Consider the following 20,808-nt stretch of genomic DNA (forward strand, 5'->3'; position numbering starts at 1 on the left):
GGCGGGTTGGGCAGGACGCCCAACCCAGGCCTTGCCGTGTACGCAGGATTGCGTACACGAGCAAGTTTTCTACGAGCCCCCAGGGATGGGTTCACGGCGTGTCCCGCAAACCCGCACCCGCCGGCCCAAGCCAGGCACGCTCGCAGACCAAGGGCTTTTGCTTTTTGCCTCAGTACCGGTAGTTCACCTTCATCCAGACAGTGCGACCGGGCTCGTTGATGCGGACGGGGTCGGCCGGGAAGCCGAAATCGGCGCTGCCGGCCAGGTTGAGGTGTTCGCTGTAGGCGCGGTCGAACAGGTTGTCGATGCCGGCGCTGAGCTGCAGCGCATCGCTGATGCGGTAGCCCGCGTTGAGCGCCAGCGTGGCGAAACCGGCGCTGGGGCCCAGGTCGCGGGCGACTACATTGCCCTGCCCGGTGGCCACACGGTGCTGGCGCGACACCGCCCGCGCCAGTGCACCGACGCTCCAGCGCGCGCCCTCCCAGCCTGTACTCAGGCGCGCTTCCAGTGGCGGCATCTGCGGCAGCGGACCGCCATCCGTGCGGTTCTCGCCCCATGCGTAGGCCAGCGTGCCGCCCAGCTTCCAGCCCTGCCCGAACGCGAACTCCGCGCCGGCTTCGGCGCCGGCGATGCGTGCATCGATATTGCTGGCCTGCGTCGTGCTGCCCATCATGCCGCCGTCGCGGTAGGTGAACAGGATGTAGTCCTGGAGGCGCCCGGCATAGGCCGACACCCACGCGTTCATGCCCTCGTCGCGGTACTGCAGGCCCACATCGAGCTGGGTGGTCTTCTCCGGCTGCACCGCGCTGAATGCGTTGATGCTGCCCGCCGGGCCCATCGTGGGCGAGAACAGCTCCCAGTAATCGGGCATGCGCTCGCTGCGGCCTACGCCGGCATAGGCGGTCAGCGCGCTGCTGGCGTCGTGTTCGTAGCGCAGGAAGCCGCTGCCCAGATCCTCACGCCTGCGCTGGCCTGCCGTCGGGTTCGGCATCGCCATCATGCCGCGGGTCGCCCGTTCGTCGGTCACCTCGGCGCGGTCGATGCGCAGCCCGCCGACCCAGCGCTGCGGCGTGCCCTCGCCGAGCGTGATCTCGGTGAACGCGCCGCGGTTCTGCTGGCGCGCATCGGTGCTCCACGGCGTCTGCCGGTAGGTATTGCGGCCCATCCCGTTGCGGCTGCGGTGACGGCTGTCCAGCACATCGACACCGGCAACGATGGCGATGTCCTGCCAGCGCCACTCGGACGCGATGCGGCCGCCCGTCGTGCGCCGGTCCACGTTCGAGGCCATCGGCATGGGCATGCTGCTGGCGGGGTTGGGGTCGCGCAGCGTGTAGTTGTCCATCACGTGGTCGGCGTCGTTGTAGTAGACGTTGGCCTCGATCGTGTCCCATGCACCGGGCAGGTTGTCGCGCTCGAAACGCGCGGCGTAACTGGTGCGCCTGAAGGCTGCACCGTCCATGCCGCGCCCGGCGTAGCGCGCGATGGCATCGCCGGTGCCGGCCGACAGTTCCAGCACCGTATCGGCATCGGGCGTCCAACCGACGGCGACATCGCTGTTCCACTTGCGCCACTTCGACGGCACCACGTCGCCATTGCCGTCCTTGTAGTCGTCGGCTTCGGAGCGGTTGCCGTTGACCCGCACGTAGCCCTGCGACGCGCCGGCGGTGAGGTCCAGCACCTGGTCGTTGCGGTCGCGCGAGCCGACCAGCGCACTGGCGTCCAGGTCGATGCCGGGCGCATCGAAGCGCGGCGTATCGCGTTCGAAGCGGATCGTGCCGGCCGATGCGCCGGCGCCCCAGCGCACGCTCTGCGGGCCTTTGATGATGGTCAGGCGGTCGAAGGTTTCCGGCGCGATGTAGGACAGCGGGTTGTCCATCCGCGAGGGGCACGCACCGATCAGGTTGCCCTCATTGCTGACGATGTTCAGGCGCGAACCAAACATGCCGCGCAACACCGGGTCGCCATTGGTGCCGCCGTTGCGGATGGCAGCGAAGCCGGGCACGGTCTTGAGGTAATCGGCGCCGTCGCTGGCCGGCACCGGCTGGCGCGGCAGGCGTGGGTCGGTGACCCAGTGCAGCGGTGACGACGGCGCACTGGCGGTGACCACCAGGGTGTCGAGGGTGCGCGCATCGTCGCGTTCAGCGGCCTGCAGCGGAAGGGCGGCCAGCGCAAGCGACAGGGAAACAGCCAGGCGCGTCGATGCGCCCGCACTGCGGGAAGACATGGTCATGGTGGAACTCCGGAAAACGCACAGGCGCGCGGCGCCATGACGGCGTCGCGCGGCAGGAAAATGAAACGGGGCGGTTTTCAGGCGTGAAGCGGTGGACCACGCGCGCCGTGTGCGGGCCAGCGCAGGCTGCGCGGCGCGGCGACGGCGCGCAGCACCGCAGGGGCGATCACCGGCAGGGCCGGCAACAACAGGATCAGTACCGCCAGCCACGGCATCAGCCGCGAGGCCATCATGCAGTATTCGCACGCCTCGCCATGCCCGGCATGCGGGTCGACCGGTGCGGCGGGCGCAGTGTCGGCCGCTGCAGCGGAATGCGCTGACCCGGCGTGCAGGGACATGTCGTGCGTCGACATCGCCTGCGGGGTCATGTCGTGATCGGCCATCCCGTGGTGAGACATGCCCGGCTGGGGAACATTGTGGTGCGTGGCAGCGTGCGGTGGCGGGCTGCCGGCAACGTCAGCGCCGGGCATCACATGGGCCATGCCACCGGGCATCAGCATGATTGAAGGGCCCTGCGCCTGCTGCCAGCGGCTGACCAACGGCGCCAACGCCATCAGCAGCGTCGCCACGAAGGCGAGCTGGAGCAGGACGGCATACGGGGCACGGCAGCGGTTCACGGTGCGATTGTAGCGGCCGACCTTCACGGCAATGACGCTGAACGGGTCACTGCGACGAACCGTCGCACGTGCAGGCGTGCCGCCCCACGGTTGGCACCTACCTTCGCTGATGGCGGTGGTCGGCTCCGGGGCATCTTGAGGAGCCGGCCAGCGGCCGGCGGGTGCTCGGCTCTGCGGCATCTTGAGGAGCCGGCCAGCGGCCGGCGGGTGCACGGCTCCGGGGCATCTTGAGGAGCCGGCCAGCGGCCGGCGGGTGCTTGGCTCCGGGGCATCTTGAGGAGCCGGCCAGCGGCCGGCGGGTGCTTGGCTCCGGGGCATCTTGAGGAGCCGGCCAGCGGCCGGCACTACGGAATCCGGCTGCGTGCCAACGGGGCGGGGTGGAGGTGGAATGCGCGGACCATCACCGTTTTCAAACGGTGATGGTCTGCGTCAACGACTCCCACGTCGGCGGCACCGGCCAGTTGGCTTCCTGGTTGCCGTCGATCACCCGGCGCAGGTCGCGCGTGTCGATCTGCGGCGCCAGCACGTGCACCAGCTCCAGCGCGTAGTCGCGCAGCACCCGGTCGCGCGGCAGCACCGCCCAGGCGATGCACTCGTCGATCGGCGCCGGTGCCGGCCAGGAACGCAGGTCCTCGTCGCTGGCGTTGACCGCCATTTCCGCCAGCAGCCCCACGCCCAGGCCGGTGCGCACGTAGGTCTTGATCAGGTCCGCGTCGAGTGCGGTCAGCGCGATGTCCGGGGTCAGTCCCGATGCCGCAAAGGCGCGCTGCAGCGAGGAACTGCCGCGCGTGGAGGATTCGTAGCTGATCAGCGGCTGGGTCGACAGCGCCTGCAGGTCCGGCGCGGCACCGGGGCGGTCCAGCGCGTGCCCACGCGGGACCAGCACCAGCCGGCGCCACCGGTACAGCGGGATGGCGATGCCCGCCGTGGGCTCGGCACCGGCGGTGCTGATGATGGCGATGTCCGCGTCGCCCTGGCTGAGCAGGTCCAGCGCGTCGCTTTCTGCCGCCTGCTGCAGGTGCACGCTGACCTGCGGGTAGGCCTGCTTGATGCGCGCCACCGCCGGCGGCAGCACGAAGCGCGCCTGGGTGTGGGTGGTGGTCAGGATCAGCTGGCCCTGGCTCTCGCGGCGCTGGTTGGCGGCGTAGGTGCGGATGTTGTTGGCTTCGGACAGCACCGCGCGGGCGCGGCCGATCACCTCCACGCCGGCCGGCGTGACGGCCTCCAGGCTCCGGCCTTTGCGGACGAACAGGAGGAAGCCCAGTTCATCTTCCAGCTGCTTGAGCTGCTTGGACAGGCCGGGCTGGGTGGCGTGCACGCGCGAGGCCGCCAGCGTGATGTTGAGCTCGGCGTCGGCGATGGCGACCAGGTAACGGAGTTGGGTCAGCGTCATGGGCGTGCGCACAGGCGAAGGGAGGGGCCACTGGACTGTAAGGCAGTTGCCGTCACCAGCTTATAACCAAATGTTGTTTATGAAGGTAATCAGGTCATTTCGCGCGGTCATATGCCGGCGCTACGGTCTGCCGGAACCCGGTCGCGCCCGGCACGCGCCAACAGCGGCTGCCTTACCCCTCCCCCGCCCCGGCGCGTCCGCGGCGTACCCTCGACTCTCCGTGGAGCATTCCCATGGCCTTGTACAACTCGATCCTGGACACCATCGGCAATACCCCCGTGGTGCGCCTCCACCGCCTCGCCCCCGAGCACGTGACCCTGTACGCCAAGGTGGAGTCGTTCAACCCCGGCGGCTCGATCAAGGACCGCCTGGCGCTGGCGATCATCCTCGACGCCGAAGCCCGGGGCCTGCTCAAGCCCGGCGACACCATCGTGGAGGCGACCTCCGGCAACACCGGCGTGGCGCTGGCCATGGTGGCCGCCGCGCGCGGCTATCACTTCGTGGCCACCATGGTGGAGACCTTCTCCATCGAGCGGCGCAAGCTGATGCGCGCCTACGGCGCCAAGGTGATCCTGACCCCCGCCGCCGAACGCGGCTCGGGCATGGTCCGCCGCGCCCGCGAGCTGGCCGAGGAACATGGCTGGTTCCTCGCCAGCCAGTTCACCAACCCCGCCAACCCGGCCTACCACCGCAATACGACGGCCGCCGAGATCCTGCGCGACTTCGCCGGCAAGCGCCTGGACTACTTCGTCACCGGCTGGGGCACCGGCGGCACCCTGACCGGCGTGGGGGAAGTGCTGAAGGTGGCCCGCCCCGAAACCAGGATCGTCGCCACCGAACCGGAAGGTGCGGCGCTGCTGGGCGGCGCCGAGTGGAAGCCGCACAAGATCCAGGGCTGGACCCCGGACTTCGTGCCGGAGGTGCTCAACCGCGGGATCTTCGACGAGCTGCTGACCATCGACGATGCCCGCGCGATCGAGACCTCGCGCCGGCTGGCCGCCGAGGAAGGCATCTTCGTGGGCATCTCGGCCGGCGCCACCGTCGCCAGTGCGCTGGACGTAGCGGCCCGGGCCGCGCCGGGCAGCGTGCTGTTGGCGATGCTGCCCGATACCGGCGAGCGCTACTTCTCCACCCCGCTGTTTGCCGACATCAACGAAGGCTCGGACGACGACTGGCTGGCCGGCCTGCCCTGACCCCTGCGTTGTTGAAGATGAACGCGACGCCCACCCTTGCGGTGGGCGTCTGCGTTTGAAGCGCCGCCTTCATGGGCCGTGAAGCCGGCGCGCCGCAAGGTAGGGCCATCGGTCGGTACCTGCCGGGTCGCACCGCCTGAGACGACGATGACGCAGCCTAGACTCCCTGCCGGGTACGGTGCAGGCAGGTTGGCGACATTCCGTTGCATGGACCCGGTATCAAGAAGGAGCGGTACGCATGAAGATCGAAGTGTGGCAGGGCGACATCACGACCCTGGCGGTGGATGCGATCGTCAATGCGGCCAACGAGTCCCTGCTTGGCGGCGGGGGTGTGGACGGGGCGATCCATCGCGCCGCAGGCCCCCAGTTGCTGGCCGAATGCGAGGCGTTGCCGCAGGTGCGTGCCGGCGTGCGTTGCCCAACAGGCGAGGTGCGCGCCACCGGCGCCTACAACCTGCCCGCCCGCCACGTGTTCCATACGGTCGGCCCGGTCTGGCAGGACGGCCAGCGTGACGAACCGGCGCTGCTGGCGAACTGCTACTGGAAGTCGCTGCAGCTGGCGGAAAAGCTGGACCTGCAGTCGATCGCCTTCCCGGCCATCAGCTGCGGCGTGTTCGGCTACCCGCTGCACCAGGCGGCACAGATCGCGGCGACGGAAACCGTCGCCTGGCAGCGTTCGCACCGCGAACCGCGGCGGATCATCCTGGTGGCCTACAACTCGGCCACGTTCAAGGCCTACCAATCCGCATTGGCCGCGCAGGGGCAGCCGTTTGAAGCAACGCCCACGGCCTTCCTGCCAACGCTGGAAATGTCGCTGCCTCCGGCCGCGCTGGGATAACCCGGCGCGGTATTACGGGGTGGCGCTGTACACCCATTGCGCGAAGAACGGCTGCAATGAACGGCCCGCGCTTTTTTCCATGGCGTGCTGGAAATCGGCGGTCACCACACTCTGCCCGTCATGGTGGCGCGTGTAGTCGCGGACACCCCGCCAGAAGGCCTCCTCTCCCAGCTCGGCTCGCAGCAGGTGCAGAACATACGCGCCCTTCTGGTAGACCACCGCACGGTCGTCCGCTGTAGGCGCGTTCCAGCTGTCGTACACCAGCGCATGATCGGCCCCATTGGCACGCAGCGCCTCCAACCGGCTGCGCCAACGCTGCACCTGCGCCTGGTACGCGGTTTCGCCCTGTGACTGCTGCAGGTACGCCGCGGTCATGAAGTTGGCAAACCCCTCGTTGAGCCAGAAGTGCTCCCAGCTTGCGCAGGTCACGCGGTTTCCCCACCACTGATGCGCCGCCTCATGCGCGATCAGTGCGACATGGTCGGGGTCATCCAGCACCTCCTGCCCATACGCTTCGGACATCAGCGACAGCCCGGCCATTTCCTGCCCAATGGTGTCGGCCACCAGCGCCTGCTGGTAATCGCCCCGATACGGCAGGCCGGCCCGTGCGGCGAAGAAGTCCAGCATGCCGCCGGTGCGCGCGAAGATCGCCTGCAGTTGTTCCGGCGAGCGCTCGGCGGACAGGAAGCGCAGCGCAATGCCCGCTTGTTTGGCCTGCGCCTGCTGGTAGCGCCCTGCAGCAAAGCCGTACACGTAGCCGGGCATCGGCGTATCCAGCTGCCAGCGGTGTTGCACGCGGCCATCAGCCAAGGTGCGCGCTGGCAGCGCGCGCCCGGTACCGGTGGCGAGCAGGCCCGCCGGCAGTGTCACCGACAGGCGCAGGGTTGCGCGCTCGTCCGGTGCGTCCACCGACGGCATCCACTGGCGGGTGGAGAAGATCGTGTAGACCTCGTCGCGCTCGGGGGCGAATTCGAGGCCGTACGGCGGGCTGCCGGTATAGGTGAGCTGTAGCGTTGCGACCGCATCGCGCTTGAGGGCGCGGTCGAGGGTGATCTGCAGCTTTCCCTCGCGTTGCTCAAAGCGTTGCGGGCGGCGCTGGACGCTGATCGCACTGACCTTGAGCTCGCCGCTGTCGAGCACGACCTGGGTCAACCCGGGGCTTTCAGAGCGCAACTGTATCGCCTGTGTGCCGGCCACCTGCTTGCCTGCGATGTCAGGCACGAGCGCGACGTCGTAATGCAGCACGTCGAAGCCGCGCGCCGCGGAGGCATGGGCCCCGCCGGAGGTGGATAACAACAGCAGCACCATCCATTCCGCACGCATCAATACACCCTCCCTGTAGAGCCACGCCCTGCGTGGCTGCACAGGGTGCCAGAGCGCAAGCAAAGCAGCCACGCAGGGCGTGGCTCTACGAGCGAAAGGCGGAAAAAAAACGCCGGCACTGAGCCGGCGTTCCTTCATTGCATGCGAGCGGGGCGGATCAGCCGTTCCACTTGCCCTGCGCGGCCTGGCCGTTTTCCTTGGCGCGGTCGTAAACCGTCTGCTGCGCCTTGGTGACGTTGGCCTTGGTGTCCTTGGCCCACAGCTTCAGCGCGGCCTGCTGCATGGCGCGGCCGTAGGAGAAGCTCAGCGGCCACGGCAGGTTGCCCATCTGGTTCATCGCGTTGAGGTGCGCGGTGGACTGCTCGTCACCCTGGCCGCCGGACAGGAACACCACACCCGGCAGGATCGCCGGCACGGTGCTCTTGAGGCACATCACGGTGGATTCGGCCACTTCCTCGACGTCGGCCTGCTCGTCGCAGCCCTTGCCCGAGATGACCATCGAGGCCTTCAGGATGGTGCCTTCCAGCAGCACGTTCTGCTGGTACAGCGCGTCGAACAGCGAACGCAGCGTGGCTTCGGTCACTTCGTAGCAGGTCTCGATGTCATGGTCGCCGTCCATGATCACTTCCGGCTCCACCATCGGCACCAGGCCACATTCCTGGCACAGGGCCGCATAACGGGCCAGCGCGTGGGCGTTGGACTCGATGCAGGTACCCGACGGAATGCTTTCACCGATGTTGATGACCGCACGCCACTTGGCGAAACGCGCACCCAGCTTGTAGTACTCCTGCAGGCGCTCACGCAGGCCATCGAGGCCTTCGGTGACCAGCTCGCCCGGGCAGCCGGCCAGCGCATGGGCGCCCTTGTCGACCTTGATGCCCGGAATGATGCCGTTGTCGGCCATGTACTTGGCGAACGGCACGCCGTCCTTGGTGGACTGACGGATGGTTTCGTCATACAGGATCGCGCCGGAGACATGCTCGTTCAGCTTCGGCGTGGTCAGCAGCATTTCGCGGTAGGCGCGACGGTTCTCCTCGGTGTTCTCCAGGCCAACGCTGGCGAAGCGCTTGCCGATGGTGCCGGTGGATTCGTCGATGGCGATGATGCCCTTGCCCGGGGCGACCATGGCCTGGGCGGTTTCGGCCAGCTGTTCGATGCTCATGTATTTCCTGTGGCGGGTGCGGGAAAACGCCGATTATAGCGGGCCGCAGTGTCACGGACGCGCCAAACCGGTGAACGCGTCCCCACGCGTCCATCCGCAACCGCACACGCGGTGAAACCGCTTCACAGAACCAATTGATTCTGCTGGAATTTAGAATCCGGGAACGGTTTCAGCCGTCCCCTGACGCATAGGTAACGCCGGGCGGCGCCCGGCGTTACCCGCCCCGGAATTACAGGTCGCCCAGCCCGCTGGCGCGACCGTCTTCACCCACTTCCAGCAGGCGCAGGGTGTTGGTGGCGCCGTGGGTTTCCATGTGCTCACCGCTGGTGAACACCACGCGGTCACCGGCCTGCAGCTGGTTGGCTTCCACCAGCAGGCGGATGCTGCCGCGAGCGGCTTCGCGCGGGGTGAAGCCGCGGCTGTCGAAGTTGATCGGGAACACATCGCGCATCAGCGCCATCTGGCGGCGTGCGCCGTCATGACGGGTCACCGCGAACACCGGCGCCGAGGCACGGAAGCGCGACAGGTAGCGCGCGGTGCCACCGGATTCGGTCATGGCCACGATCGCGCGCACGCCCACGTGCTGGGACAGGAACATGGTGGCCATGGCGATGGCCTGGTCGGCACGTTCCAGGTTGCGCGGCGAGGCGCCGAAGTCGGTTTCGGTCTGGAACTGGCGTTCGGCACCCAGGCAGATGCGGGCCATGGCTTCCACGGCCTTGACCGGGTAGGCGCCGGCAGCGGTTTCGGCCGAGAGCATCACCGCATCGGTACCGTCGATGACCGAGTTGGCCACGTCCAGCACTTCGGCGCGGGTCGGGATCGGGCTTTCGACCATCGACTGCAGCATCTGGGTGGCGGTGATCACCACCTTGTTCTGCGCCAGCGAGGCCTTGATGATCTTCTTCTGCAGGCCCGGCAGCTCGGCATCGCCGATTTCCACGCCCAGGTCGCCACGCGCCACCATCACCACGTCGCTGGCGTCGACGATCTCTTCCAGGTTCTCGATCGCCTCGGTGCGCTCGATCTTCGAGACCAGCGCGGCATAGCAGCCGTGCGATTCGGCGATCGCGCGGGCGTCGTTCATGTCCTGCGCGTTGCGGCAGAACGAGACGGCGATGAAATCGACGCCGATCTTGGCCACGATGCCGATCAGTTCCTTGTCGCGCTCGGTCAGCGCGCCGAGCGACAGGCCACCGCCCTGCTTGTTCAGGCCCTTGCGGTCGGACAGCACGCCGTCGTTGAGCACGGTGTTGATGATGCGCTCGCCCTGCACTTCGATGACCTGCAGCTGCATCAGGCCGTCGTCGAGCAGCAGCACGTCACCGGCCACCACGTCCTGCGGCAGGCCCAGGTAGCTGACGCCCACCTGGGTGGTGTCACCCGGCGGCGGGTTGGCCGAGGCCACCAGGTCGAAGCGGTCGCCCGCCTTGAGCTTGATCTTGCCTTCGGCGAAACGCTCGATACGGATCTTCGGGCCCGGCAGATCGGCCAGGATGCCCACTTCCACGCCCACGCGCTGCGCGGCGGCACGGACGTCGGCGGCACGCTTGGCCTGGCCGGACGGATCGCCGTGGCTGAAGTTGAGGCGGACCACGTTCACGCCGGCGCGGAACAGATCCTCCAGCACGCCCGGCGGGTCGGTTGCCGGTCCGAGGGTGGCAAGGATCTTGGTACGGCGCTGACGCTCAATCATGGTAAATGGGCTCCCGGTAAAGGAGGGAAATTAGCACACCCTTCACGTCCCATGAATACGTTTACAGCATTGTCGCGTCTGGGTTTCGCCGATGTCCTGCAGACAGCGATGGACGCGCATGCGACATGCGGCGGCGTACGGAACGCCGCCGCACCGTTCAGTCGATCAGCGAGAGCAGTGCATCCGGGGTGGCCGCCAGGTGCTGCGCGCCCGCCGCCTGCAGCTCTTCGGCACCGCCAAAGCCCCACAGCACGCCGACGTTGCGCATCTGGTGGTGGCGCGCGCCTTCGATGTCCATGCGCCGGTCACCGATCATCCAGCACTGCTGTGGCGGCAGCATGAGCCGGCGCAGCGCCTCGGCCACCAGCTGCGGCTTCTCGCTGCGGCTGCCGTCCGGGGTCGCGCCGATCACATCCTCGAAGCACCCGCCAAACGGCAGGTGCTCGACGATACGCCGCGCATGTGGCTCGTTCTTGGCGGTGACAATCGCCAGCCGGTGGCCACGTGCATGCAGGTCCTGCACCACCTGGCCGATGCGCGGGTAGACCTCATGCTCGCGCCAGCCGACCACATCGAAGCGCTCGCGGTAGTACGTCACCGCCTGCTCGACCTGTGCCGGATCCTCGAACAGCGGCGCGAAGCTGGTGCGCAGCGACGGGCCGATCCAGCGCCGCAGCTCTTCCTGCGGCGGGACCGGGCGCCCCATCTGCGTAAGCGCGTGCGCCACGCATTGGGTGATGCCGACCGCCGAATCGATGAGGGTGCCGTCGAGGTCGAAGAAGAGCGTTGTTCGCTCTTCTTTGGTTTCAGGACCTGGAGCTTGACGACTAACAGTCGTCACTACTTGACGACTAACAGTCGTCACTACTCCGTGGGTCATGCGCCGCGGGCCTCGAGGGCCGCTACGGCCGGCAGGGTCTTGCCTTCCAGGAATTCAAGGAACGCGCCGCCGCCGGTGGAGATGTAGCTGACCTGGTCGGCGATGTCGTACTTGTCGACCGCGGCCAGGGTGTCGCCGCCGCCGGCGATGGAGAAGGCCGGCGAGGTCGCGATGGCCTGTGCCAGCGCCTGGGTGCCGTGGCTGAAGGCCTCGAACTCGAACACGCCGACCGGACCGTTCCACACCACGGTGCCGGCCTTGGCGATCAGCCCGGCATAGTGCTGCGCGGTCTGCGGGCCGATATCGAGGATCAGGTCGTCCTCGGCCACCGCGTCGACCGCCTTGACGGTGGCTTCGGCGTCCGGATGGAACTGCTTGGCGACCACCACGTCGGTCGGCAGCGGAATCTCCGCGCCACGGGCCTTGGCATCGGCCACGATCTTCGTCGCGGTCTCCAGCAGGTCCGGTTCGTACAGCGACTTGCCCATCGGATGACCGGCAGCGGCGATGAAGGTGTTGGCGATGCCACCACCGACGATCAGCTGGTCGACCTTGCCGACCAGGTTGGCCAGCAGTTCCAGCTTGGTGCTGACCTTGCTGCCGGCCACGATGGCCAGCAGCGGCTGTGCCGGCGCGTGCAGCGCCTTGGCCAGGGCGTCCAGCTCCCCCATCAGCAGCGGACCGCCGGCGGCGACCGGGGCGAAACGGATCACACCGTGGGTGGAAGCCTGGGCGCGGTGCGCGGTGCCAAAGGCATCCATCACGAACACATCGCAGAGCGCGGCGTACTTGCGCGCCAGCGTCTCGTCATCCTTGCCCTCGCCCACGTTCATGCGGCAGTTTTCCAGCAGCACGATCGAGCCGGGGGCAACGTCGACACCGTCGACCCAGTCGCGCACCAGCGGCACGTCAACACCCAGCAGCGCGGACAGACGCAGCGCCACCGGCGCCAGCGAGTCGGCTTCGCTCCAGACGCCTTCTTTGGGCCGTCCCAGGTGCGAGGTCACCATCACCGCCGCGCCCTTTTCCAGGGACAGCTTCAACGTCGGCAGCGAGGCGGTGATGCGCTGTTCGGAGGTGATGCGGCCATCTTCGATCGGCACGTTCAGGTCCTGGCGGATCAGCACACGCTTGCCGGAGAGGTCGAGGTCGGTCATGCGAACGATGGACATGGGGCAGCAACTCTTTGGCGGAAAAGGAAAGGGCGCCGCGCACGGCGCAGACGCCCATTGTAACGATCCCCCGTCGCGTAACGACCAACGGTCGCTACCTACCGCGGAAACCGACCGGCACGGAAACCGACCGGCAGGTGATCACCGTGGGTGATCACCCGCTCTGTTGCGGCTTCTGCCGCAACAGGCTCATGGCGAACCCGCCTACGATGAGCACCCCCAGCAGCAGCAGGCCCCACAGCAGCCAGCGCTTCCAGTCGCGCGCGGCCTGCACTGCGGCGTCGCCGCCCAGCGGCTGCGCTGGCCCCTGCACCGTGGCCAGCGCGGGCTGCCACTGCGCGCCCTGCTGCTCGCGCAGTTGCGCGATCACCGTGCCCACCGGTGCGTCGATGCGGGCGGCACGTACGCTGCCAGCCGCCACGCTGAACGGTGCCTCGCCCTGGCTCAGGAACACCAGTGCCTCGGGCTGGTAGCCCAGCTTGAGGGTCGGTGCGGCCGCGACCTGCGCCTGCGACGCCGTGAGCTTCCAGTAACGGTCGCGCGTGGGCACCGCCAGCGACTGTGCCTGCGACTGCCGACGCTGCGCAATGTCCTGCAGCTGGTAGGCCACCCACGGCCCGGTGCGCACCTGCCAGGGCTGGTTGGGATCATCGCGGCTGAGCAGCGTCCATTGCACGACGCTGTTGTCGGCGGTGGTGATATCCGCCTGGGCAATCGGGAAGCGGCCGTCCAGCGTGTACTCGAACTCGCCCGGCTTGCCGGCGCTGCCGGCCAGGGCGCGCCACTGCCAGTCGATTGCCTGCGCGACCGGCACCCGTTCGGCCTGCACCGACGACAAGGCAGGCAGCGCATCGCCGCTCACCGGCACGATGCGGAAATACTTCGCCTGGCGACCGATCTCGATGCGCCGCTGCTGCAGGCGGCGCCCCTCGTGCTGCAGGTCCACCAGCGCCACGTCATCGGCCACGCGCTGCCAGTCGCGCAGGTCGTCGCTGGCCTCCACGCGCACGCGCACCTGCAGTGCCTGCGAGGCCTGCCAGTCCAGGCGCAGCGCCTGCACCCCGGTGCGCAGCGCACTGGCGTCCACCAGCCAGCCGCCCGGCCCGGCGCCGCCGACGCTGCGGCCCAGCCGTGCCTCGACCCGGCGCACGCTGCCATCGGTATTGCGTTCGGTCAGCAGCTGCAGGTCGTCGCCGGCCCCACCGCCCTGGGCTGGCAGCGGGAACCACGCCAGCGTCTGCCACTGCGCCGCCTGGGCCAGCGGCTGGTCCGCCGAGAACAGCGCCGCGGGCAACGCCTGCCCCTGTGCGTTGAAGACCTGTACATCGGCCAGTTCGGGCGACACCGCACTGCGGTACTGCGCCTCGCCCAGCATCAGCCGGTAGGCGCCGGCCTGCGGCGCGGACAACTGCAGGGGCCACTGCTCGCGGTAGTCCTGGCGGGCATCGGCCGCCCACAGCGCCGGGGCGGCCAGCGCGAGCGAAAGGCCTGCGATGAGGCGAGGAAGACTGTTCACGGCGGCGACTCCACGGCGATGTCCGGTGCACGCGGCGGCGCCGGTGCCAGGTAACCCACGACCGTGCACAGCAGGCCATAGGCGATGAAGGAAGAAATACCCAGCAGGTTGCCCAGATGCTGGCGGTCGATCAGCACCAGCTTGGCCAGCACAACGCCCATCAGCACCGCACCGACCAGCCACAGCGCGCGTTGCCCGCGACGCGAGCCCCACACCCAGCTGATCACCCCAAGCACGCTCCAGACCACGGTCAGGCTGGTCTGGGCCAGCGTGGACGACCACAGCCGGTCGTTCCACGGCACCCCACCCCAATGGTGCACGGCGTGCAGGGTGATGCTGGTGAGGGCGACGAAGCCGGCCACGGCCAGCAGCGGAATGCGCCGGGCCTGCAGCGACGCCGGCGCCTGGCCGGTCCACAGCCAGCGTGCGAGCAGCGCCAGCACGGCCAGCTGCGCCAGCTCCAGCGGATTCACCAGCGGCACCCACGGCAGCGGCGAGGCCGCACCGGGCGCGAACAGGAAGCCCAACCACGCCCCCCCGAGTATCGCGAACAACGTGCCCTGCAACGCGTGCCGCGCGGCGTCGAAGCGCTCGCCGAGCGGCACCGCCAGCCAGCGCCAGCGCTGCAGCGACACGGCGACAACGGCCAGCCACGGCAGCAGCGCGGCGGCCAGCGCCCAGCCCTGTGCCAATGCGAAACGGTCGGCCAGCCACGACGCGGCCAGCGACAGCACCGTGGGCCACAGCAGCCACCAGATGAACTGTGCCGCGATCGCCGCGCGGTCCTGCCCGCCGCGCAGGCACCACAGGCTGCGCACGCCGAGTACCGCGAACGCCACCCACGCCAGCACGCCCCAGCCGGCGAACGGCTGCCCATGCGCATCCACCTGCCACAGCGCCAGCGGGAACGCCGCCAGCAGCATGCCCAGCGTGGTGAACACCAGCGCACGCGCCGGCATGCGCCGGTGCACTTCGGCCGCGAGCCACGCCGTGACCGCAACCACGCCCAGCAGCGCGTCGGGACGGCTGTCGGCCGCCACGAAGCGGCTGATCTCGTGGCTCGCCACACCCAGCCACCAGAGCAGGCCCCATCCGTAATAGACGACCGCCGGCTCGGTGCGGCCGGCACGCCGGTAGCTGAAGGCCGAGGCGAAGCCGGCCAGGGCCAGCAGCAGCCCACTCATGAAGGTGGGGTTGGCGATGGCGGTGGCATCGTGCAGCCAGTAGTCCGCGCCCACCACGAACCCGAAGGCCGCCCCCAGCTGCAGCAGCGCCCCGGCGATCTGCGGCAGCAGCCGCTGCTGGCGCAGGCCCAGCCAGACCAGCGCCGCACCTTCCAGCGCAAACACGCTGGCGGTGGCACGCGCGGACAATGCCAGCGGCACGGCGAGCGTGGCAAAGCCCACCGCCAGCACCGCATGCGACTGCCCCAACGCCGCATAGCGCTCGCGTCGGATCAGCGCCCACCCCAGCCCGGCATACAATGCCGCCAGTCCCAACGCGCACAGCGCCAACACCAGGCGATCGTCATGCAGCATGCCCGCCTGCAGCGAGAACGCGATCAGCGGCGTGCCGAACACCAGGCTTCCATCGACCAGATCGCGCTTCTCCGCCGGCTGGCGGCGCGCGTAGAGGATCGGGATCAGCAGATAGAACCCGAAGAACAGCAGCAGGAACGGCTCCGTGCTGGCGAACTTGTCGGCGTTGTACTGCAGCACGCCCCACGTGGTCCCGATACCGAAGGTGAAGGCGAAGCCCAGCAGATTGAGCACGCGCCACGGCCGCCACCAGGCAATGGCCAGGATGGCCGCGTTGAGCACGGCGTAGTAGGTGAACAGCGCCACGTGATTGCCACTGCCGGTAGACAGCCAGATCGGCGCCATGAAGCCGGCCAGAACGCCCAGCACCGCCAGCGTGCGCGAGTTCTGCACCACCGCCAGCACACCCATCCCGGCGATCAGCAGGATGCTCATCGCGAACGCAATGCCGGGGTCGATCAGATCGTAGCGTTTGAACGCGGCAAAGATGGTCAGCAACAGGATGCCGATCGTGCCGCCCTGCAGCGCCAGCGCGAACAGACGCCGGCGTTCGCGCTGCATCCAGCCGAACACCAGCCCGCCCAGCGCACCCGCCGCAATGGCCGCCAGCCGCAGCTCGATCGGCGCGTTGAGCCAGCCCTGGTCACTGGCGTACTTGAGCAGCGCCGCCACACCCGCCAGCAGCACCAGCATGCCGATCTTGACCGGCACGTTGCCTTCGGTGAACCAGCGTTTGATGGTGCCGACGATGCGCTCGCCCAGGTCCGGCCCGCGCGGCGGCGGCGGAATGAACGGCTGCGCGTCGGGCGTTGGCGTGGGGGGCAGCGGTGGCGGCGCGGCGGTCGCGGCGCGCGCGGCAACCACCGGTTCTGCGATGGAGGGCTGCTCGGTGGCCAATGGCGTCGCCACCGGCGCGGGCGCGTAAGGGCGCCCCACCCACGGCACCGCAGCGTCGGCAACGGGCTCTGGCCTTGGCACCGCAGCGTCGAAGCGCGCCTGTTCCAGCGCTGCCACCCGCCGACGCAGGCCGGCAATCATCACCAACCCCACCACCAGCAACACCGGTACGGCCAACAGCAGCAGTACCGCCAGGACAATCAAAGCTTCCATTCCGCGTCATCCTCAAGGGAACGCCACGGTCCACCTGGACAAGCGTGGCGCCAGCGGCACGCCGACATGCTAACTGAATCGGGGGCGGGCGCTTAACCAGACGCGGCTGCCGGTGGATCGAGCGCCGGGTCGCCTTACCCTTTCCGGCGAATGTCCCCCGGCGTCGGCCTGCGGCCGCCACCTCCTCCTTTACTTCGCCTACAAGGGCAAGCCGACCCGGCGCTCGACCCACCGGCGTTGCACCCTGACTTCCGCTTTGCCATTGCGAACCGCAAGTGCAGCCCCGTCGCGGGCGGTAGGTCCCTGGCAAAGTAAAGGAGGAGGCGGCGGCGCAGGCCGACGCCGGGGGACATTTGCATAGGGGCCTGCCGGCCGCGACGGGGCCCTCAACGCTCGCGGCAGCTCCAATCGAAGACCGTGCGCCCAAAAAAAACGGCGGACCCAAGGTCCGCCGTTCTTCAGGATCACAGAGCCGCGATTACTTCGCGGCAACGACCTTGGCCATTTCCAGGCACTTGTTGGAGTAGCCCCACTCGTTGTCGTACCAGGACACCAGCTTCACGAAGGTGCTGTCCAGCGCGATGCCGGCGTCGGCATCGAACACCGAGGTGTGGGTCTCACCGCGGAAGTCGGTCGCCACGACCTTGTCTTCCGTGTAGCCCAGGATGCCCTTCAGCGCGCCTTCGCTCTGCGCCTTCACTTCCGCGCAGATCTCGGCGTAGGTCGCTTCCTTTTCCAGCTCGACGGTCAGGTCGACCACCGACACGTCCGACGTCGGCACGCGGAAGCTCATGCCCGTCAGCTTCTTGTTCAGTTCCGGAATCACCACGCCAACGGCCTTGGCCGCACCGGTCGAGGACGGAATGATGTTTTCCAGGATGCCACGGCCACCGCGCCAGTCCTTGTTGGACGGACCATCGACGGTCTTCTGCGTCGCAGTAGCCGCATGCACCGTCGTCATCAGGCCGCGCTTGATGCCCCACTTGTCGTTGATCACCTTGGCCAACGGCGCCAGGCAGTTGGTGGTGCACGACGCATTGGAGATGATCGCCTCACCAGCGTAGGTCTTGTCGTTCACACCGAACACGAACATCGGCGTGTCGTCCTTCGACGGCGCAGACAGGATCACCTTCTTCGCGCCCGCATCGATGTGCTTCTGCGCGGTTTCCTTGGTCAGGAACAGACCGGTGGACTCGATCACCACGTCCACACCCACCTCGTCCCACTTGAGGTTGGCCGGATCGCGCTCCTGGGTCAGGCGGATCTTCCGGCCGTTGACCAGCAGGTCGCTGCCCGACACTTCCACGTCGGCCTTGAAGCGGCCATGCACCGAGTCGTACTTCAGCATGTACGCCAGGTAATCCGGCTCCAGCAGATCGTTGATGGCGACGATTTCGATGTCATTGCCGAAATTCAGCACCGCCGAACGCAGCACGTTGCGCCCGATGCGACCGAAACCGTTGATGCCAACCTTGATTGCCATGTTCACAAGCTCCTGCAGCCGCGACAGTGCGGCGCCGATGGAAAGGGCCGCCATTCTATCAAAGCCGGACCCTGCCCGGCCCCCGGCATCGCCCCGGGAAGCGGTTACATGCCGAAAACCCCAGGATTGATCCGGATCAAGGCGCCGCAGGCCCGGCCCGGGAAAACTGGCCCCATTCCACCCCGCCACGAGACCGCCACATGCGCACGACCTCCCCCCTCCTGCCCGCCAGCCTCGCCGCCGCCCTGGTCCTGGCCGCCAGCCCCGCCATGGCCCAGTCCAAGGGCGACTGGACGATCGCCGCCGGCGTGCACCAGGTGGCCCCCACGTCCAACAACGGCACCCTCGCCGGCGGCCTCAAGGTCGACGTGGACAGCGACATCAAGCCCACCATCACCGGCGAATACTTCATCGCCGACAACCTCGGCATCGAGATCCTGGCCGCGCTGCCGTTCAAGCACGACATCAACATCGACGGCCTCGGCCGCGTCGGCAGCACCAAGCACCTGCCGCCGGTGGTCTCGCTGCAGTATCACTTCAACAGCAAGGGCAAGGTCTCTCCCTTCATTGGTGCCGGCCTGAACTACACCACCTTCTTCAGCGAAGACACCACGGGCGCGCTGGCCGGCAGCACGCTCAAGCTGGACGATTCGTGGGGCCTGGCCGCGCATGCCGGGCTGGACTTCGCCATCGCCGACAAGGGCTCCCTGCGCGTGGACGTGCGCTGGATCGACATCGACAGCGACGTCTCGCTGGACGGCACCAAGCTGGGCACCGTCAAGATCGACCCGCTCGCCTACGGCGTGGCATACGTGTTCAAGTTCTGATCGGCGGATCTGAACCAGCGAAGCAACACCGCTCGCAGCAACGCATTTCCCCGGCTCCGGCCGGGGATTTTTTTTTGTGCTGCACCGGCGGGCGTTGCCGCCGCCGCGTCAAGCCGCCCGCATAGCGACGCCATCAGCGGCCATCCGGCCAGATCCTGGCAAGGACCCGCCGCGGTCGGCCCGCTAGAATGCAGACGATGAACATTGCTCCCCTGCTTCATGCCGGCGCCCTCGCCCTGGCACTCACCCTGGTTTCCACCGATGCGCTCGCCTGGGGCGCCCAAGGCCACCGACTGGTCGCCCGCATCGCCGAGCCGCGCCTGACCCCGCAGACCCGTGCCGAAGTCGCCCGGCTGCTGGCCAATGAGCCCACCCCCACCCTGGCCGCGATCGCGCCTTGGGCCGATGAACTGCGCGCCAAGGACCCTGGCCTGGGCAAGCGTTCGGCCAGCTGGCACTACGTGAATATCGGCGAGGACGACTGCCACTACGAGGTCGAACGCAACTGCCGCAATGGCAACTGCGTGGTGGAAGCACTGAAGACGCAGACGGCCATCCTCGGCGACCGCAGCCGCTCCGACGCCGAACGCGCGCAGGCGTTGAAGTTCGTCGTGCATTTCGTCGGCGACATCCATCAACCCATGCACGCCGGTTACGGGCATGACAAGGGGGGCAACGACTTCCAGGTGCAGTTCAACGGGCGCGGCACCAACCTGCATTCACTGTGGGACAGCGGCATGCTCAACACCCTCAAGCTGGACGACGACGCCTACACCAAGCGACTCTCCGCCCTGAAGGCACCCAGGGTAGCCAAGCGCTCGGTCATTGCCACCGATGCGGTGCAGTGGGCTCAAGCCAGCTGCCGTATCGCCATTGCACCTGGCGTTTACCCGGCCCAGCGTAGGCTGGCACCCGAGTACACCGCGACTTACCTGCCCGTGGCCGACGCCGAGCTGCGCCTGGCCGGGGAACGCCTGGCGGTGCTGCTCAACGACACGTTGGGTAAACGCTGAGGTTTCACCATGCCACTGCTCGTCGCCAGTTTCTTCCATCCGGACAGCCACACCTTCAGTTACGTGGTGCATGACCCGGCCACGCGGCAGGCGGCAGTGATCGACCCGGTGCTGGATTACGACCCGGACACCGACGTGCTGGGTGGCGAGCCGCTGCAGCCGCTGCTGGCGCATGTGCGCCAGCACGCGCTGGACGTACGCTGGCTGCTGGAGACCCACGCGCATGCCGACCACGTCAGTGCGGGGCGCTGGCTGAAGGCGCAATGGCCGCACGCCATGCTGGCGATGGGCCGTGGCATCGTGGAGGTACAGAAGACCTTCGCGCCGCGCTACGCGCTGGACGTGCCTACCGATGGCTCGCAGTTCGACCGGCTGTTCGCCGACCGCGAACGCTTCGCGCTGGGCACTCTGGAGGCCGAGGTCATCGCGGTGCCCGGACATACCAGCGACAGCGTTGCCTACCGCATCGGTGATGCGGTCTTTACCGGCGACTCGCTGTTCATGCCCGACGGCGGCACGGCACGCTGCGATTTCCCGGGCGGCGACCCCGCCCTGCTGTACCGCTCCATCCAGCGCCTGCTGGCCCTGCCGGATGCCACGCGGGTGTTCATCTGCCACGACTACGGCCCGGGCGGTCGCGAGGTCGCCAACGAGACCACCATCGGCGAGCAGCGCGCGCGCAACATCCACCTGCACGCAGGGGTGAGCGAAGCGGAGTTCGTCGCGACCCGCCAGGCCCGCGATGCGACCCTGGCCGAGCCGACGCTGATGCACGCGTCGGTGAAGGCCAACCTGCAGGGCGGCCCGGAACCGTAGC

General features: G+C 68.2%; 16 protein-coding genes. 5 read left to right on the forward strand and 11 right to left on the reverse strand.

What is annotated here, in order from left to right; genetic code table 11:
• Positions 1-169 precede the first annotated feature (169 nt).
• From AC3ITN_RS15330 to AC3ITN_RS15340, 3 genes are all read right to left on the reverse strand, one after another.
• A complete protein-coding gene (locus AC3ITN_RS15330; protein WP_489391063.1) occupies positions 170-2,230 on the reverse strand; it encodes a TonB-dependent copper receptor in 2,061 nt (686 codons plus the stop codon).
• A gap of 77 nt (positions 2,231-2,307) precedes the next feature.
• On the reverse strand, positions 2,308-2,847 hold the full coding sequence (locus tag AC3ITN_RS15335) for a DUF2946 family protein (protein ID WP_489391064.1): 540 nt from the start codon (positions 2,845-2,847) through the stop codon (positions 2,308-2,310).
• A 409-nt stretch (positions 2,848-3,256) separates the two neighbouring features.
• Positions 3,257-4,240, reverse strand: a complete 984-nt coding sequence (locus AC3ITN_RS15340; protein WP_313348920.1) for a LysR family transcriptional regulator — start codon at positions 4,238-4,240, stop codon at positions 3,257-3,259.
• 233 nt (positions 4,241-4,473) lie between these two features.
• Here AC3ITN_RS15340 and cysK point away from each other — a divergent pair, with 233 nt between their 5' ends.
• Together cysK and AC3ITN_RS15350 are read left to right on the forward strand one after the other, a co-directional pair.
• Positions 4,474-5,433: a cysteine synthase A gene (gene cysK / locus AC3ITN_RS15345; RefSeq protein ID WP_489391065.1), complete on the forward strand. Its 960-nt coding sequence runs from the start codon at positions 4,474-4,476 to the stop codon at positions 5,431-5,433.
• A gap of 238 nt (positions 5,434-5,671) precedes the next feature.
• A complete protein-coding gene (locus AC3ITN_RS15350) occupies positions 5,672-6,271 on the forward strand; it encodes an O-acetyl-ADP-ribose deacetylase (RefSeq protein WP_313348924.1) in 600 nt (199 codons plus the stop codon).
• Between the two features lie 12 nt (positions 6,272-6,283).
• Here AC3ITN_RS15350 and AC3ITN_RS15355 read toward each other — a convergent pair whose 3' ends face one another.
• From AC3ITN_RS15355 to gap, 8 genes are all read right to left on the reverse strand, one after another.
• Positions 6,284-7,594 carry a M1 family metallopeptidase gene (locus AC3ITN_RS15355; protein ID WP_489391066.1) on the reverse strand — a complete coding sequence of 437 codons (1,311 nt, stop codon included), beginning with the start codon at positions 7,592-7,594 and terminating at the stop codon, positions 6,284-6,286.
• Between the two features lie 157 nt (positions 7,595-7,751).
• The gene (locus tag AC3ITN_RS15360) at positions 7,752-8,756 is read right to left on the reverse strand and encodes a class I fructose-bisphosphate aldolase (protein ID WP_313348929.1); all 1,005 of its coding nucleotides are present in this window, start codon (positions 8,754-8,756) and stop codon (positions 7,752-7,754) included.
• 229 nt (positions 8,757-8,985) lie between these two features.
• A complete protein-coding gene (gene pyk, locus AC3ITN_RS15365; RefSeq protein WP_313348931.1) occupies positions 8,986-10,452 on the reverse strand; it encodes a pyruvate kinase in 1,467 nt (488 codons plus the stop codon).
• Between the two features lie 157 nt (positions 10,453-10,609).
• Entirely contained in the window at positions 10,610-11,293 is a 684-nt protein-coding gene (locus AC3ITN_RS15370) for an HAD hydrolase-like protein (RefSeq protein ID WP_489391067.1), read from the reverse strand.
• Between the two features lie 35 nt (positions 11,294-11,328).
• The gene (locus AC3ITN_RS15375; RefSeq protein ID WP_489391068.1) at positions 11,329-12,504 is read right to left on the reverse strand and encodes a phosphoglycerate kinase; all 1,176 of its coding nucleotides are present in this window, start codon (positions 12,502-12,504) and stop codon (positions 11,329-11,331) included.
• A gap of 154 nt (positions 12,505-12,658) precedes the next feature.
• Positions 12,659-14,020, reverse strand: a complete 1,362-nt coding sequence (locus tag AC3ITN_RS15380) for a DUF3999 domain-containing protein (protein WP_489391069.1) — start codon at positions 14,018-14,020, stop codon at positions 12,659-12,661.
• Positions 14,017-16,668 (reverse strand): DUF2339 domain-containing protein, encoded by a 2,652-nt coding sequence (locus AC3ITN_RS15385; RefSeq protein ID WP_489391070.1) that lies wholly within the window; start codon positions 16,666-16,668, stop codon positions 14,017-14,019. The genes AC3ITN_RS15380 and AC3ITN_RS15385 overlap by 4 nt, the downstream gene beginning before the upstream one ends.
• Before the next feature lie 478 nt (positions 16,669-17,146).
• The gene (gene gap / locus AC3ITN_RS15390) at positions 17,147-18,151 is read right to left on the reverse strand and encodes a type I glyceraldehyde-3-phosphate dehydrogenase (protein ID WP_313345957.1); all 1,005 of its coding nucleotides are present in this window, start codon (positions 18,149-18,151) and stop codon (positions 17,147-17,149) included.
• 200 nt (positions 18,152-18,351) lie between these two features.
• Here gap and AC3ITN_RS15395 point away from each other — a divergent pair, with 200 nt between their 5' ends.
• The 3 genes from AC3ITN_RS15395 to AC3ITN_RS15405 all read left to right on the forward strand — a co-directional run bounded on the left by AC3ITN_RS15395 (position 18,352) and on the right by AC3ITN_RS15405 (position 20,807).
• Positions 18,352-18,978 (forward strand): OmpW/AlkL family protein, encoded by a 627-nt coding sequence (locus tag AC3ITN_RS15395; RefSeq protein ID WP_489391071.1) that lies wholly within the window; start codon positions 18,352-18,354, stop codon positions 18,976-18,978.
• A gap of 188 nt (positions 18,979-19,166) precedes the next feature.
• Complete coding sequence (locus tag AC3ITN_RS15400; RefSeq protein ID WP_489391072.1) at positions 19,167-19,991, forward strand: S1/P1 nuclease; 825 nt, start codon at positions 19,167-19,169, stop codon at positions 19,989-19,991.
• A 9-nt stretch (positions 19,992-20,000) separates the two neighbouring features.
• Positions 20,001-20,807 carry an MBL fold metallo-hydrolase gene (locus tag AC3ITN_RS15405; RefSeq protein WP_489391073.1) on the forward strand — a complete coding sequence of 269 codons (807 nt, stop codon included), beginning with the start codon at positions 20,001-20,003 and terminating at the stop codon, positions 20,805-20,807.
• Position 20,808: the final 1 nt, after the last annotated feature.

It is taken from the genome of Stenotrophomonas sp. KH_036_B, assembly GCF_057839485.1.